The 15,698-nt window shown below is 51.4% G+C and carries 10 protein-coding genes and 1 riboswitch; of the genes, 7 read left to right on the forward strand and 3 right to left on the reverse strand.

The annotated features are described in order from the left end of the window. Positions 1-3: 3 nt before the first annotated feature. From ABD836_RS12185 to ABD836_RS12195, 3 genes are all read right to left on the reverse strand, one after another. Complete coding sequence (locus ABD836_RS12185; protein ID WP_344936268.1) at positions 4-1,671, reverse strand: alkaline phosphatase family protein; 1,668 nt, start codon at positions 1,669-1,671, stop codon at positions 4-6. Positions 1,672-1,744: 73 nt separating this feature from the next. Then, positions 1,745-3,451 (reverse strand): hypothetical protein, encoded by a 1,707-nt coding sequence (locus ABD836_RS12190; RefSeq protein WP_344936269.1) that lies wholly within the window; start codon positions 3,449-3,451, stop codon positions 1,745-1,747. 67 nt (positions 3,452-3,518) lie between these two features. Continuing rightward, complete coding sequence (locus ABD836_RS12195) at positions 3,519-5,369, reverse strand: alkaline phosphatase PhoX (protein WP_344936272.1); 1,851 nt, start codon at positions 5,367-5,369, stop codon at positions 3,519-3,521. Positions 5,370-5,674: 305 nt separating this feature from the next. After that, positions 5,675-5,811, forward strand: a riboswitch (guanidine-I (ykkC/yxkD leader). A gap of 61 nt (positions 5,812-5,872) precedes the next feature. Between ABD836_RS12195 and ABD836_RS12200 the strand changes: the two genes are divergently transcribed. The 7 genes from ABD836_RS12200 to atzF all read left to right on the forward strand — a co-directional run bounded on the left by ABD836_RS12200 (position 5,873) and on the right by atzF (position 15,616). Next, positions 5,873-6,916 carry a putative urea ABC transporter substrate-binding protein gene (locus tag ABD836_RS12200; protein WP_344936274.1) on the forward strand — a complete coding sequence of 348 codons (1,044 nt, stop codon included), beginning with the start codon at positions 5,873-5,875 and terminating at the stop codon, positions 6,914-6,916. Positions 6,917-7,069: 153 nt separating this feature from the next. Continuing rightward, entirely contained in the window at positions 7,070-7,894 is an 825-nt protein-coding gene (locus ABD836_RS12205) for an ABC transporter permease (RefSeq protein ID WP_344936277.1), read from the forward strand. Beyond that, positions 7,891-8,667 (forward strand): ATP-binding cassette domain-containing protein, encoded by a 777-nt coding sequence (locus ABD836_RS12210; RefSeq protein ID WP_344936280.1) that lies wholly within the window; start codon positions 7,891-7,893, stop codon positions 8,665-8,667. Before ABD836_RS12205 ends, ABD836_RS12210 begins: the two co-directional genes overlap by 4 nt. A gap of 1 nt (position 8,668) precedes the next feature. Next, positions 8,669-9,379: an urea amidolyase associated protein UAAP1 gene (locus ABD836_RS12215; RefSeq protein WP_344936282.1), complete on the forward strand. Its 711-nt coding sequence runs from the start codon at positions 8,669-8,671 to the stop codon at positions 9,377-9,379. A gap of 15 nt (positions 9,380-9,394) precedes the next feature. Next, positions 9,395-10,036, forward strand: coding sequence for an urea amidolyase associated protein UAAP2 (locus ABD836_RS12220; protein WP_344936285.1), 642 nt, complete (start codon positions 9,395-9,397; stop codon positions 10,034-10,036). 106 nt (positions 10,037-10,142) lie between these two features. Further along, positions 10,143-13,808 carry an urea carboxylase gene (uca, locus tag ABD836_RS12225; RefSeq protein ID WP_344936287.1) on the forward strand — a complete coding sequence of 1,222 codons (3,666 nt, stop codon included), beginning with the start codon at positions 10,143-10,145 and terminating at the stop codon, positions 13,806-13,808. After that, positions 13,805-15,616 (forward strand): allophanate hydrolase, encoded by a 1,812-nt coding sequence (atzF, locus tag ABD836_RS12230; RefSeq protein WP_344936290.1) that lies wholly within the window; start codon positions 13,805-13,807, stop codon positions 15,614-15,616. Before uca ends, atzF begins: the two co-directional genes overlap by 4 nt. Positions 15,617-15,698 lie beyond the last annotated feature (82 nt).

A 15,698-nucleotide genomic window follows, 5' to 3' on the forward strand; every position in this document is an offset into this window, starting at 1 on the left:
ATATTACTTAGAGAGGCTGATTTCTGATATCGGCTCAAGCAGATTTAGCGCGTAATTTATGACGTGGAAAATGAGGTTCTGCTCATTGTTGCCACTGATCAAGGCTGCGCCTGGCCCCAGCGCATAGATGCTTACGTCCTCACCTGAATGGGTTTCGGCACTAAGCGGAATAAGCGCTTCTTGATGAAAGCCGCTGGCCTGGGTGTCGATTTTTTCGAGGTCACTGCGGCCAGCATGAATTTCTTGGAGGTAGCCATTATCGGCGTTTTTATCCTCGCCGAGGTTTTGAAAGCCTCGTCCGTTGCGGTAGCCTACCGTTGTGTAGGGCATACCGTCGGCGGCTAGCGCGGGGGAATCATTGCCCAGAGTGACTACTTTGCCCAAAATAGGATTGCCGCGCTTGGGGTAGCCACTCATGCCGAAGGCGTGACCGTGGTCTGCGGTAACGATTATTAACGTGTCGTCATGCTGACTCAGCGTCACAGCGGTGGCGATTGCATCGGCAAAGGCGATGGTTTCATTTAAGGCATTAAACGCATTGCCGGCATGGTGGGCGTGATCAATGCGGCCACCCTCAACCATTAGGAAGTAACCCTCGGGGTTTTGGCTGAGGCGTTTAATGGCGATTGCGGTCATTTCGCGTAGAGAAGGTTCGCCCGCGGCGCTGCTATCACGGTCTGCGTCGTAGTTCATGTGCGAGGGGTTAAACAGGCCGAGTATCGGAGCGCTAGATTCCGGGCCGAGGGCTTGCAGGTCGCCGCTATTCACTAGGTAATGGCCATTGGGGTATTGTTGTTGCCACTGACTAATCAGGTTTTGACCGTCTTTGCGGCGTCCGTTGCCACTGGGGTCGGTTTTACTGATAAACCCCCGTCGTCCACCCCCTAAAACCACCTCGATGCCATCGGTTTTTGCGCCGGGAACTCGTGCTGCTAAGTTCTTTTCAAAGTGAATTAATTGACTGGCAATATCTTCGCAGCCACCGGCTTTTGCAGAGTCAGGAAGATCGCTATCGTCCTCCCAGTCACGATCGGCTGATTTAGCATAGTTTGCGGCAGGTGTCGCATGGGTGATTCGCGCCGTGGACACAATTCCGGTTGCTTTGCCAGCCAATTCAGCGAGCTCCAGAGCGCTGAAAATCTCATTGCCAGCCAAACTCTGACAATCGCCGGCAATGACATTTTCGTCGGCGCCGAGCAAACCAGCATTGGTTTTGATCCCTGAGACAATGGCGGTCATTGTGCCGGCGGAGTCAGGTGTTTGCGAGTCGACATTATAAGTTTTTGCAAGTCCTAAGTAGGGGAAGCGTTCAAAACTGAGGACGTGTTCCTCGCCTGCTAGTCCGGCGCGCTGGCCCGCGAGGATGCGCGCGGCGGTAACGGTAGCGATGCTCATGCCGTCGCCTAAAAACAAGATAACATTGCGGGCTTTGCCGCGCTCGGCTGTGCCAAGGCGCTTTTGCCGCACTGTGTTTGCGGCATCACGGTACCACTGATTATTTAGTGTGTTAGCAAACAATGGGGTGTCTTGGAATTTGTCGAGTGGCGCTTCGTGCTGGCTCGTGTCTGGCGTTGCAAGTTCAGGGGTACTTGTTTGATTGCAGCCAGCGATCGAAAGCGCGCTCAGTCCAGCCGCTAAGCATAAGGTGAGCGAGATTTTTTTGCGCGCCATCATCATTCCTAAATTATATTTTGTATCACGCCACTATCCAATTAATTTGAACTTAACGGAAGTGGCGTGGCGTTTATTTTCCTTGAGTAGGCCATTGCAGACGGATATCCCATTGCACTGTCTTGTCACTAGGGAGTACTGGTGTGGATTCTGGGTCAATGTCCTGGTGCACATTACTTACGGGCTTTAGATTGGCGTCGCGACCATGGATAAAGTCTTGGTCGGCGACAATCGTCATATAGGCTTTATTTAAATCTAGTGCACGGCGCAGCGAGGGTGTGATGAGCTGATACACATCCAGCCCTTGTATGGCTTGTGTGTTTAGACTGCCGTCGGTATGAAAGAAACGTTGCCGAATTTCCTCATTTTCTCGGAATTCATTGCCGCCGCCAACCGTGCGTAAATAATGGCTGATTTCCCCTTCACTGTTGGTATTGCCAGCTGCATTGACATTGGGTGCGTCGGTCATGCCGATGAGATCGATATACGACCAACCCGCGGCGCCGGTTACTTTGCGAGCAAAGGCAAAGGTTTGATCAATAGTCGAGCCGATAGTGGTATGGCAGCCCATGCAAAATAATTGTTCTTCATCGCTTTGCTTGCGCAGCTGGCCTTGTTTATTTTCGATAAAGCCGAGCAACATCCAGCCAAAGCTATTGTCGGTGCCCTGATCACCGCGATGAATGAATTGTGGGAGTAGACCTTCGACTTTTTCTTGGTACTCATTCCCGTATTTAGAGACTAAATTATTGGGGTCGTAATAGCTGAATTTTCGCATATAGCGCAATTCTTTCATCCGTGGGGGCAGGCCGATGGTGCCAGCTTTATCCATGCCGACATAGCGCACCGAATGTAAAAATTCGCTGCCAAGTGGATATAGCATCGGATTAACGGTTTCGTCAGCCGCGCCGCCGATATAGTGGCTCGGGCGGGTAATCGTTTGAATTACTGTCATTTGGCCGTCTTGGTTAAGGTCTTGGCAGAGCGTGTTCTCGTCAATATCCGGCACTGAAATCTCACTGAGATCCTTAATTGCCATCTCGAGAATCGAGAGATTTGTGAGGTAGGCGGCGCGAGATACCGGCGAGCTTTCGCAAGCGGATTGCTGGAATTTTGTGGGTAGCCTGACCATAACGTCGTCAGTAGAGCCATTGGTGGGCCAGAAGGTGCTGGGCAGCGGTTTATAGTTAAACGCGACCCACTGGCTGCCGTCTTTAGCAATTCCCTGCTCGTCAAAAGCGGCGGCACCGAGGTGTAGGTTTTTAATTTCTGGGATTGGCCCCTGCCAATCGGGCGTGTCTTTGAGTTGCTGTATTAAAGGGCTGTAATTGTCCGTGTAAATATAATCAATAACTTGCTGGTCGCTTATTTCAGCCATTTTGGGCCGGCGGTCTTCAAATAAATTCTGCCAATGGTTGTTTAGACCTAGATCAGAGAAAGCGTACACGCTTTGCAGATTACTGTCGTTCATGGTGTTGGCGCGACTGCGATACGGATAACTCTGGTGGCAGGTCATGCAGGGATTGTATTGGCCTTCGTGCTTGGTATAACACTGCGGCGGAATGACGGCTTCGGCGTTGTAGAGCTCGTCACTCTGCGGCGGCCGTAAAATTCCAGGCGTTACAGTAGCAATAGTTTTTGGAAACGAGAGTTGTTTAAGCACGCTTGTATCGGTCGAGCTTGATAAAGATTGTTCTTGGCGAGTGGGGATCGCATTGTCTTGAGTATGTGAATCGCAGGCCGCCAGAACGAAAAGGATTAGTAGACTAATGTGTTTCATTAATTTTTTACCGTTAAAAAAAGAGGGCGGAATAATCCGCCCTCTAAACTGCTATAACACGCGGGTTTTACAGAGCGGGATCTTCAAACAACCAAATGATATTGTTTTGGTGATTGCCGGTATCTTCGCCGATCATTACTCGGCCATCGTCTAGTATCACCAGATTATCAGGGTTGGATATGTTATTTATGTTACAGCGGTTGGTGCTGCGGCTGCCGTCGTATGGGCCGCCAACAACAGCGGGTGACATAGTCTTAATATCAACCAAGCCATCGCTGTTTTTGATAAGCTTCATACGGTAGACCGCGCCACATTTACCGTGGGTGCCATCGAGTTGAATGTCGCCGCTTGCATCAGACATGGCGACAGTCGTATCTGACATTGCCATATACATATAAGCCTGCGCGCCATCAGCGCTACCATCGTTCCACCAGCTGTCGGCAAGACCGAAGTTGATATTTACGCCTTCCATTTTATTGAACTCGGCAGTTGCACCCAATGCATCTGCGGCTTTGCGGCTTTCCAAGAAGCCTACACGATCATCTCCAAAGGGGTTGCTGGCAACTGTACCGCTAAGGTCAAGGTCTTCACCGAGTTTTGATTCAGCATAATCATTAATTTGCTGATCGCTTATATGCTTGGCTTCGGCCAGCGTTCCTTGGAAGCTAGCAATTGCCGCTTCTATTGCGGCTTCGGTGCTTGTGCCTAGTTTTACCCACTCGATGGCGAAGGCCGCTTCAGCAGGGTCGGTTACGCCCGCAGATTGCGTTGCTTTGGCCGCGTAAAGTGAACCGGAGCTCATGTCACCGGCAGTGTCAGCAATAAATTTAAAAAAGACAGTGCTGGAGCCGTCATCGCTTAAAAACACAGTGCGCAGGTCTGGCATTACTACTGCGTTCTCGTGAGAAAAACGACCCATCAATTCGAGTTTATTTACTGCTACGTCAGCAACATTAGCTGCGGCTACGGTGCCGTTGGTACCGATTTCCATGATGTAGCCGTAGTCATAGGGGTTGCCCCAGCTACCACTACCATCAGTGGGGAAGCCCAGGTACTCTGCAATTGACTGTGCATTGCCATTATTCGCGTCGAACCAGTCAGCGGTATTGTCAAAATACAATTCTTCTGCGCTCAGTGGTGTACCCCAAGGGCTAAGCGTGCCGAAGCAGTTTACCCACGTGCCGTTCACCGAAGAAAAATCGAGCATGCCTTCTTGGGTTACCGCGTAGCTGCTGCTCAGGGCAATACGGCTCATACTACCTGGGCGGTCTTCCCAGTTAGAGTACAAAAAGTAACCTGTGCCACCGTCGGACACTGCGGCGTTAAAATCAGGGTCATTCGAGCTTTTTAATACGGTGGTGCCATCTGCGGCAACGATGTCGCCCATCATTTTACCGCTGGCCAGTAGATCGCCCTGTTGGGCAAGGGCCATATAGTTACCTGCGGCGCTTAGCACGCGTTCTTTGTCTGCAGTGGTAATGGGGAAATCCATGGCCGCGACGTTGCCAAGATTGTTAGCGTCAATATTCATAAAGGCGCCAATGGTGCCTACATTAATGGTTTTGCCGTCAACGTCCGTAGTAGTGTTTGAGCCACTTGGGTGTTGAATATTACTGAACAAAACGCCATCGGTATTGACGAAAAGACCTGTAAATTCTGCGCCCAGTGGCGCGGACGCAAAGCGTTTGAGCGCCGCGCCTTCGATGCCATCCTGACCATCGGCACCATCGGCACCATCGGCACCATCAGTACCGTTCGTTCCATCAGTACCGTTCGTTCCATCAGTACCATTCGTGCCGTTTGTTCCATTACTGCCGTCTGCGCCAGCTGGGCCGCGGTCGCCGTCATCGCCACCGCAGGCGGTCAGACCTGCCGCCAAGATGGCTGCTATCGAAAGATGTAACAGTGTTTGTTTCATAAATATTCCCGTTGTTGGTGGGTGGTAGATGATTAAAACCGCATCAGTGTAGGTGGGCGCTGTTACAGCTTGGGGACAATAAAATGTCGGAATTAGGGCATTTTTATGACAATGGATTACCCTGCAATGCAGTGCGTTAAAATGGTGCTAGTGTTCTTATTTGGTGCGCATACATGCACTCTTGGAAGGCTTGTTTACAGCCGATATTGCGATGAAAACGCCGCAAACTAGGGAATCTCGGTTTTGGCATGCTATGTGTATAGTGTCTTGTGTCCGCACTCTTGGTGGTATTGGACATAATATTCAAAATGGAAGGCTAGGGTTCCGGTTGCCACTACTTATTTGTAGTAAAAGCAACGACTGGTCCGAGAGCTTTCGACCTTCGGGGTATCTGAGTAGATCAGGTCACAAGGTTACACGGCGGGACAAAAGCCCGGGAGACGAACGGCGATATGCGCCAGGAGTGCTCTATGCAACTGTGTAAAACCTCTGGAGGTTCAACCATGAAGCGACTTTCCGCTTTACTGCTTACACTTACTTTCTCTTCGTTTTCTGCTGCCGCGACTGACAGCTTTAAAGTCTGCTGGTCAATTTATGTTGGCTGGATGCCTTGGGGCTATGCCGCCGAGCAGAAGGTCGTGGATAAGTGGGCAAAAAAATACGACCTCGATATTGAGGTTGTACAAATCAATGACTACATCGAGTCGATTAACCAATACACAACCGGTGAATTTGCTGCTTGTGCTATGACGAATATGGATGCCTTGACGATTCCTGCTGCTGGCGGGGTTGATAGCACGGCATTGATTGTTGGTGATTTTTCCAACGGTAACGACGGTGTGGTATTAAAAGGCTATGACAAACTCAAAGACATTAAAGGTCAGCGTGTAAATTTAGTGGAATTAAGTGTCTCTCATTACTTGCTTGCTCGGGGCTTAGAAAGTGTCGGTTTGAGTGAATCCGATGTCACTGTCGTTAATACCTCCGATGCCGATATGGTCGCGGTTTACCCCACAGCCGGTATTAGTTCAGTGGCAACCTGGAATCCGCTATTAAGCGAAATCATGACGATGCCCGGCGCCAACAAGGTTTTTGATTCCTCCCAAATCCCAGGTGAAATTATCGACTTATTGGTCATCAATACTGAGGTATTGAAGGCGAATCCTAAGCTTGGCAAGGCGCTTACCGGCGCTTGGTACGAAATCATGGCCATGATGAGCGCCAAAGATAAAGGTGGCGTAGAGGTTCGCACCGCAATGGGCGTGGCATCAGGCACCGATCTAGCTGGTTACGAAGCGCAATTGGCGAGTACCGAAATGTTTTACACCCCCGCAGCAGCGGTGGCCTTTACCAATAGTGCGGCCTTGAAAACAACAATGAAGAATGTTGCTGAGTTTTCGTTTGCGCATGGCTTACTTGGTGATGGTGCTCCCGACGCTGGCTTTATTGGTATTGAAACACCCTCCGGTGTATTCGGTAACAAAGCCAATATCAAATTCCGTTTCGACCCAAGCTATATGCAAATGGCGGCAGACGGCAAACTGTAAATCTCGCGTATGACGAGATCACCCTCCGACGAATGGGAGGGAGACTACGCCCATAGCAATATGGGCAATACTATCTGGCGCAGGGATGCGCCTATCCACTCGCTACCGCTTCGCTTACTTTGATAAGTGTATGTACAAGGGTTTGGCAACTATATGAAACGACTGATAAACCTACGACCCAGTCGAGTATGGCGGGTGGCCCTCGCGCTACTGCCCTTTGCAATAATTTTACTGTTGTATATTTCGGCGTCGGATGCCCGTCTTGCTGACAACCCACAGGACAAATTATTGCCCAGTTTTACGCAAATGGGTGATGCTATTCAGCGTTTGGCTTTTGAGCCCAGTAAACGCAGTGGTGACTATTTATTTTGGCAAGACACCATGAGTAGCCTGCGTCGTCTCGGAATCGGCATGGCCATCGCGGCGTCGTTGGGCATGTTGTTCGGTTTGTTGACTGGCGCTTTACCTACAATCAACGCCAGTTTTGCACCGCTGCTCACCGTGGTGTCGCTGGTACCGCCAATGGCCTTGTTGCCAGTGCTGTTTATTGTATTTGGTTTGGGCGAAGTGTCGAAGGTCGCACTAATTGCCATCGGTATTACACCTTTTATAGCCAGAGATATTCAAAAACGCAGTTTAGAGATTCCCCGCGAACAACTCGTTAAAGCCCAGACTTTGGGTGCAAATAGTTGGCAAATAATTGTAAGGGTGTTGATTCCCCAATTAATGCCCCGCTTGATTGATGCTGTGCGTTTGTCTCTAGGGTCCGCGTGGCTGTTTTTGATTGCCGCCGAGGCTATTGCCTCGACGGATGGCCTCGGCTACCGCGTGTTCTTAGTGCGGCGTTATTTGTCTATGGACGTAATACTCCCGTATGTGGCGTGGATCGCGCTGTTGGCATTCATCATTGATTACGCGCTTGCCAAACTCAGTGCTGCCGCCTTTCCGTGGCACGCACAGCAGGAGGGTAAGTCATGATAGAAATCCAGAATGTTTGGAAACGTTTTGATGACAACGTCATCTTGGAAAATATTTCTGCCACGGTCAAAGAGGGGGAGTTCATTACCTTGGTAGGCGCCTCGGGCTGCGGCAAAAGTACCTTTTTGCGCATGTTACTCGGGACCGATACCCCGTCACAGGGCAGTATTTTACTTGATGGCAAAATCATCGCGGATGAACCTGATGCTGAGCGTGGCGTGGTATTTCAACAGTATTCAGTTTTCCCACATTTGAGTGTGTTAGAAAACGTGGTAATTGCCCGCGCGTTTGAAGGTAGTAAGTTCGGCTTTTTGTGGGGGGCAGCGAAAAAGGCGGCCCGTGCCGAGGCAGCGGAGCTACTTGATATTGTTGGTTTAAGTCACATGTTGCATCGCTACCCAGACGAACTCTCTGGCGGTATGCGGCAACGTCTAGCCATTGCTCAGGCCTTAATTTTGAAACCCCGAATTTTATTATTAGATGAGCCTTTTGGCGCACTCGATCCAGGCATTCGCGCCGATATGCACGAGTTAGTTTTAAATCTGTGGCGCAAACACAAACTCACGGTATTTATGGTTACCCACGATTTAAAAGAGGGGTTTCACTTAGGCACGCGTTTGTGGGTTTTTGACAAACTAAGAGTCGACGCACAGGCGCCTAATGCCTATGGAGCAGGTATTACCTACGACCTGCCGGTTGGCGTGTGTGAGCCGGAATTGCTTGAAGAAATAGATGGGAGTCTGTCTGCCAATAATGTGGCGGAGGAAATATAAAATGCAAAATTACAAAACGGAAATTGCACCGGGGGGACACTGGTCGCTGGAACTGCGTCGGGGTACACAAATGACCTTGCGAGATTTAAGTGGCGGCAGCAATGTTGGTATGTTGTTTTACAATCCGCGAAATTTACTCGAGCGCTATAACGCGCCGGACACCTTGAAGTGTCAGCACACCTTTAAATTGAGTCAAGGGCATTGTTTGTACTCAGACATGGGGCGAATTTTTGCATCAATTACCGCAGACAGCTTCGGTTGGCATGACACCGTGTGCGGTAATAGTCACGCGTCACACGTGGTCGATAAATGGGGTGCGCGGGATTACCAAACAGACCGAAACGACTGGCACCAAAATGGCAATGATGCATTCTTGGTGGAACTTGCAAAATACGGCTTAGCGGCCGCTGACATGGCGGCGAACATTAATTGGTTTAGCAAAGTGGTGACGGATGCTGAGGGCAATATGTCCTTAGCCGCTTCGCCTAGTCAATGCGGCGACAGCGTTACGTTGCGTTTTGAGATGGACACCCTGGTTGTTTTGCACAGCTGCCCGCATCCCTACAGCAAGGCCACGAGCTACCCGCAGCACCTTGTTGGCATTGAACTCGCCATCGCGCCGCCGGTTGCCGACGATGATGAGTGTTTAAATCATTGTCCGGAAAATCGTCGGGGTTTTGCTAACAACGCCTTGTATTACTTGGGCGCTTAAGGCGGAGGATTGAAGATGATTAAAGTAAGTCAATTACAGGCCGATGCTGCTGATTTTTCGATGACAGTTGGCGCTGGCGATTATTATCTTGGCAAAGTCAGTGCCGGACAAACCTTTCGGATTTTAGACCTAGAGGGGAATCAGGCCGCAGACACATTGTTTTACAGCGCAGAAAATCCCAGTGAGCGTTATAGCGCGACCGACACCATTCGCGAACAAGGCAATGTTTACCTTACTGCGGGCTCGATCTTACGGAGCAATCACAACTGCGCAATGCTGGAAATTGTCGCCGACACCTGTGGCCGGCACGACACCTTGGGTGGCGCTTGCGCCACAGAGAGTAATACCGTTCGCTACGATTTAGAGAAGCGCTGCATGCACGCCTGCCGCGATAGCTGGATGTTGGCGATAGCCGAAAAGCCCGAGTACGGCTTAAGCAAACGCGATATCAGTCACAATATTAATTTTTTCATGAACGTGCCGGTGACTGAAGAGGGCGGGCTTAGCTTTGCTGACGGTATTTCAGCGCCCGGAAAATACGTCGAGCTAAAAGCACTTATGGATATTTATGTACTGATCTCTAATTGTCCGCAATTAAACAACCCCTGCAACGCCTACAACCCGACACCAATTGAATACTTGGTTTGGAATACTTAAGCAAAAGGTCAGAGGCCTGCTCTCAGGCGTTTGATTTGTTATAAATCATCTTCAGTGGACGGCCACTGTCGTAAAACGTCACGGGACGGCCCGTTACTGGACTACTATGTTCACTAAAGTTTTGATTGCGAATCGCGGCGCTATTGCCACACGGATTATTCGTAGCCTAAAAGAACTCGACGTTATTGCGGTTGCTGTTTACGCTGAAGCCGACGCGCGCAGCTTGCATGTGCGTCATGCCGATGAAGCCTACAGTCTTGGCGAGGGTGGCGCTGCCGATACCTACCTTGATGCGGAAAAGATACTAGCAATTGCTAAGTCCTGTGGTGCAGAGGCAATCCATCCCGGCTATGGTTTCCTGAGTGAAAATGCTGGTTTTGTAGCGGCGTGCGAAGCAGCCAATATTGCTTTTATTGGTCCAACTGCAGAGCAGATGCAGAGTTTTGGATTAAAACATCGCGCGCGGGATATCGCAGAAAGTGTAGGCGTGCCACTGCCACCGGGCACTGGTCTGCTGGCTGACCTCGATAGCGCACTTAGCCACGCAAGCGTGATCGGCTACCCCATTATACTCAAGAGCACAGCGGGTGGCGGCGGCATAGGCATGCAGGTCTGCCACAGTGAAGCGGAGTTGCGCGGCGGTTTTGAAAAAGTAAAAAAACTTGGCAGTAATAATTTTGCCGATGACGGTGTTTTTCTAGAGAAATTTATAGCGCGGGCACGCCACATAGAAGTACAGGTGTTTGGCGACGGTGCCGGCCAAGTTGTGGCAATCGGAGAGCGTGATTGCTCAGCCCAGCGTCGAAATCAAAAAGTGGTGGAAGAGTGCCCCGCGCCCAATTTGCCAGAGAGCGTACGTCAGGCTTTGTATACACTCTCTGAACAATTACTCGCGGCGGTTAATTACCGAAACGCCGGCACTGTTGAATTTATTTACGATCCCGATACCACCCAATTCTATTTTCTGGAAGTGAATACCCGCTTACAAGTAGAGCACGGCGTGACAGAGGCCGTGTGGGGTGTCGACCTCGTTAAGTGGATGTTGATGCTGGCCTGTGGCGATTTGCCGGAGTTGGAGCAGTTACGCGGGGGACTAGTTGCGAAAGGTCATGCCGTTCAGGTGCGGGTGTATGCCGAAGACCCCTACAAGCAATTTCAACCCTGCGCTGGTCTGCTTAGTAAAGTTGCGTTCCCTGCGGCGATGGGTTTGCGCATAGATCACTGGCTAGACAGTGGTTTAGAGGTATCGCCGTATTTTGACCCCATGTTGGCAAAAATTATTTTTCACGGTGACAATCGTGACGCTGCGCTGGCAGGGCTGCGCACGGCGCTGGCTGACACTGAACTGTACGGGATTGTTACCAACCGCGATTACTTGCGGGCACTGTTAAATGATGACGTTCTCAAAAGCGGACAACTTACCACACGATATTTAAACGATTTCCAGTGGCAGCCGCGGCGCATAGATGTTCTGCAAGCGGGTACTCAGACCACGGTACAAGATTACCCGGCGAGGTTGGGTTACTGGAATGTAGGTGTACCACCGTCTGGCCCCTTCGACAGTTATTCCTTTCGCTTGGCCAATCGCCTATTGGGCAATGATGCTCGAGCGGCCGGTTTGGAAATTACCTTGCAGGGGCCAAGCTTGTTGTTCAGCGCGGATACCCAAGTGGTGATCGGTGGTGCCGAAATTCCGGTGACGATCAATGGTCAGCCCCTGTCATTGCAAAATTTCAATACTAGTTCAGTCGCCAGTGACGACGAACCCAATTTGGATTCGGCGCTGTGGCAAGTGATCGATATTAAGGCCGGGCAAACTCTGGCTTTGGGTCGGATTAGCGAAGGCGCGCGGTCGTATTTAGCGGTGGCGGGCGGTGTTCAATGCCCCGAATATTTGGGGTCGCGCTCGACCTTTACCTTGGGTCAATTTGGTGGTCACAGCGGCCGGGCGTTGATGGTCGGCGACGTATTGTCACTCTGCGAAGGTGAGCCCGGCAATCTGCTTCCCGCGCGACCTGTACAAGATATTTTGAAACCCGCCATTGGCAACGACTGGGAATTGCGCGTGATATACGGCCCCCATGGCGCACCGGATTTTTTTACCGACGATGACATCGCGGAATTTTTTGCGGCGAGCTGGGAGGTGCACTACAACTCCAGTCGCACCGGGGTGCGTTTGATCGGACCAAAGCCAACGTGGGCAAGGCGTAGCGGCGGCGAGGCGGGGATGCACCCGTCTAATATTCACGACAATGCCTACGCCTTTGGCACTGTCGATTTTACCGGAGATATGCCGGTTATTCTCGGGCCGGATGGCCCATCACTGGGTGGTTTTGTCTGCCCGGCCACGGTGATCACAGCAGACCTTTGGAAGTTGGGGCAACTCCGCGCCGGCGATAAAATTCACTTTGTTGCGGTGAGCGTAAGCGACGCAGTGGCCGCTGAGAAATTTCAGCGCTTGAGTTTAAGCGAGTTAGCGCCGCCGGGGCCGGAGGCTTATTCTCTAGCGACCCTGCCATCGCCCATTGTTCGTCGTTTGAGTGCGGAGGAGTTTGGCGACGAAGTCCTCTACCGCGTCGCGGGTGATCATTTCTTATTGGTGGAGTACGGCCCGCAAGAACTGGATATTCGCCTGCGCTTTCGTGCTCATGCCCTGATGCAATATTTACAGCAACATCCTATCGCCGGTGTAATTGAACTCACGCCGGGGATTCGCTCGCTGCAACTACACTATGACTCAATGCAGATCTCCCTCGCCGTGCTTTTGGATAAATTAGTGGCCGCCGAAAGCTATCTGTCTAAGCAGCTTGAGCATCTCAATGTGCCATCGCGGACAGTATACTTGCCCCTGAGCTGGGACGACGCAGCCTGCCAGTTGGCGATTGAAAAATACCAGCAATCGGTGCGCGCGAATGCGCCGTGGTGTCCAAGCAACTTAGAGTTTATTCGTCGTATTAATGGTCTGGACGATATCGCGGCGGTCAAAGAAATTGTTTTCAACGCAGCTTACTTGGTCATGGGTTTGGGCGATGTATACCTAGGGGCACCGGTTGCAACGCCTGTTGACCCCCGGCATCGTTTGGTCACCACTAAGTACAATCCCGCCCGTACATGGACTGCTGAAAACTCAGTGGGCATTGGCGGCTCATATCTATGCGTATACGGTATGGAAGGCCCAGGGGGCTACCAATTTATAGGTCGTACCCTGCAAATGTGGAATCGCTACCGGCGCACTGCGGAATTTACCGAACCGTATTTACTGCGTTTCTTTGATCAAATTCGTTTCTACGAAGTTGAACACGATGAACTACTGCAAATTCGCGAGGATTTCCCCTTAGGAAAATACCCGTTACGAATAGAAGAGGGCGAGTTCTCTCTGTCTGACTATCAAGCTATGTTGCTAGAAAACGATGCGGAGATTAGTAGCCACACCGCTAAGCGCGAGCAGGCGTTTGCTGAGGAATTGGCGCGTTGGCACGCTGACGGTCAGTTTCATTACCAGGCACCAGAAGTTATCGACGAAGTTGATATTGTCGCCTTGGCCGAGGGCGAAATTCCCGTCGACAGTTCTGTGGCAGGTAGCGTTTGGCAATTACTGGTTGCCGAAGGCGATGTGGTGAAAGAAGGGCAGCCGCTGCTACTTCTGGAGTCAATGAAAATGGAAATCGCGGTTTTAGCGCCAGAGGCAGGTCGCGTGAAAAAACAATTATTACGCGAAGGTGCGCGTGTTAGCGCTGGGCAGTCGCTGCTGATTTTGGAGAAAGTACTATGAGCATGGATCATTCTTTAAGTCTGGTAGATTTGCGCAAACGCTATCTGGACGGCAGCCTCACTCCTCGGGCGGTGTTTGAAACGATCGCCGAGCGTATTGCCGAGTACGCTGATCACAATATATGGATTCACACCTTAAGCCAGGCAGAACTCGAACCGTATTTTATGCGCCTAGCGCAGGTGGATATTGCCGCCTTGCCGTTGTACGGAATTCCCTTCGCCATAAAGGATAATATCGATTTAGCGGGTGTGCCGACCACAGCGGCATGCGCCGAGTTTAGCTACACGCCAGAGCGATCAGCGTTTGTGGTGCAACGCTTGATTGACGCCGGTGCGATCCCAGTCGGCAAAAGTAATCTGGATCAATTTGCGACGGGTTTGGTTGGTACGCGCTCGCCTTGGGGTGCCTGCAAAAATAGTTTTGATCCCGCTATGGTGAGCGGTGGCTCCAGCGCCGGTTCGGCGGTGTCAGTGGCACTCGGTATGGCGAGTTTTTCGCTGGGCACGGATACCGCCGGCTCTGGGCGAGTGCCTGCGTGTTTTAATAATTTAGTCGGTGTTAAACCCAGTATTGGCCTACTGTCGGCCAGCGGCATGTTACCGGCCTGCCGCTCATTGGATTGCATTACCATTTTTGCGCTGCACTGCGACGACGCCAATGCGCTGTTGGCCGTGGCCGAGGGCGAGGACGACAGCGATGCTTATAGTCGCGTAAACCCCTTTGCAAACCAAAGTCGTCATTACGGCGCTTGGCAGGGGCCGCTTAAAATAGGTGTGTTAGCTGCTGAGCAACTTCGCTTCTATGATCACGATGCTTATGGCGATGCCTATCAGCTAACCATTGCGCGCTTGGCGGCGACTGGCGTTGAATTTGTCGAACTCGATTTTTCGCCCTTTATCGAAGCTGCACGTTTGCTTTACGAAGGGCCATGGGTCGCGGAACGCTATATTGCAACATCGCCGCTCATTCAGGAAAACCCCGAGGCAATGCTGGCGGTGACTCGCAAAATTATAAGCCAGGGTGAAACGGCCACAGCAGTACAGGGCTTTTTAGCCCAATATCGTTTAAAAGAGCTGCGTAAGGCGGCGGAGTCGGTGATGGCGGGTGTTGATTGTTTGCTTACGCCCACCGCAGGCCGGCCCTATAGCATTGAGGCGGTGAATGCAGATCCAATTACCCTCAATAGCAATCTCGGCTTTTATACCAATTACATGAATCTGTTTGATATGGCTGGGGTGGCCGTGCCGACCGGTTTTACTGACAGTGGCTTTCCATTTGGGGTGACCTTGATTGGCAAGGCGTTTACCGACCGGCGTTTATTGTCGATAGCCAATCGTATGCAGCAGTGTTTCCAATTGCCGTTGGGTAAAGGGCAAGGTTGTTTTCAGCAGACCGGCGCCGCGGCTGTTGGCGATCAGCAACGTATATCTGTTGCGGTGTGTGGCGCACATTTGGAAGGCCAACCGCTGAATTGGCAGCTGAGTGAGCGGGGCGGTTATCTTCTCCAAAAGACTCAGTCTGCGGCTAACTATAAACTCTATGCGTTGGCCGGTGGGCCGCCGCTGCGCCCTGGTATGGTCGTCGCGCCGACGGGCGAGGGGCGAGCTATCGAGGTGGAAGTGTGGTCGCTGCCGACCAGCGAGTTTGGTAGCTTTGTGGCAGGTATTCCCGCGCCCTTAGGGATCGGCAAGGTAAGTCTGCAAGATGGCAGTCAGGTCAGCGGTTTTATCTGCGAAGCTTCGGGGCTAGCCGGTGCTGAGGACATTACCGACTTGGGCAGCTGGCGCTCGTACTTGGCTCGCAAGTAAATTCGCGTTTTCTTGATTTAAACGCAGGCCACGTTGACAAGAGTTTCTCTTGGCGTGGCCTGCTTGAAGGTGTAGCGTTTAC

It is taken from the genome of Zhongshania borealis, from assembly GCF_039539625.1.
Classification (GTDB): Bacteria; Pseudomonadota; Gammaproteobacteria; order Pseudomonadales; family Spongiibacteraceae; genus Spongiibacter; species Spongiibacter borealis.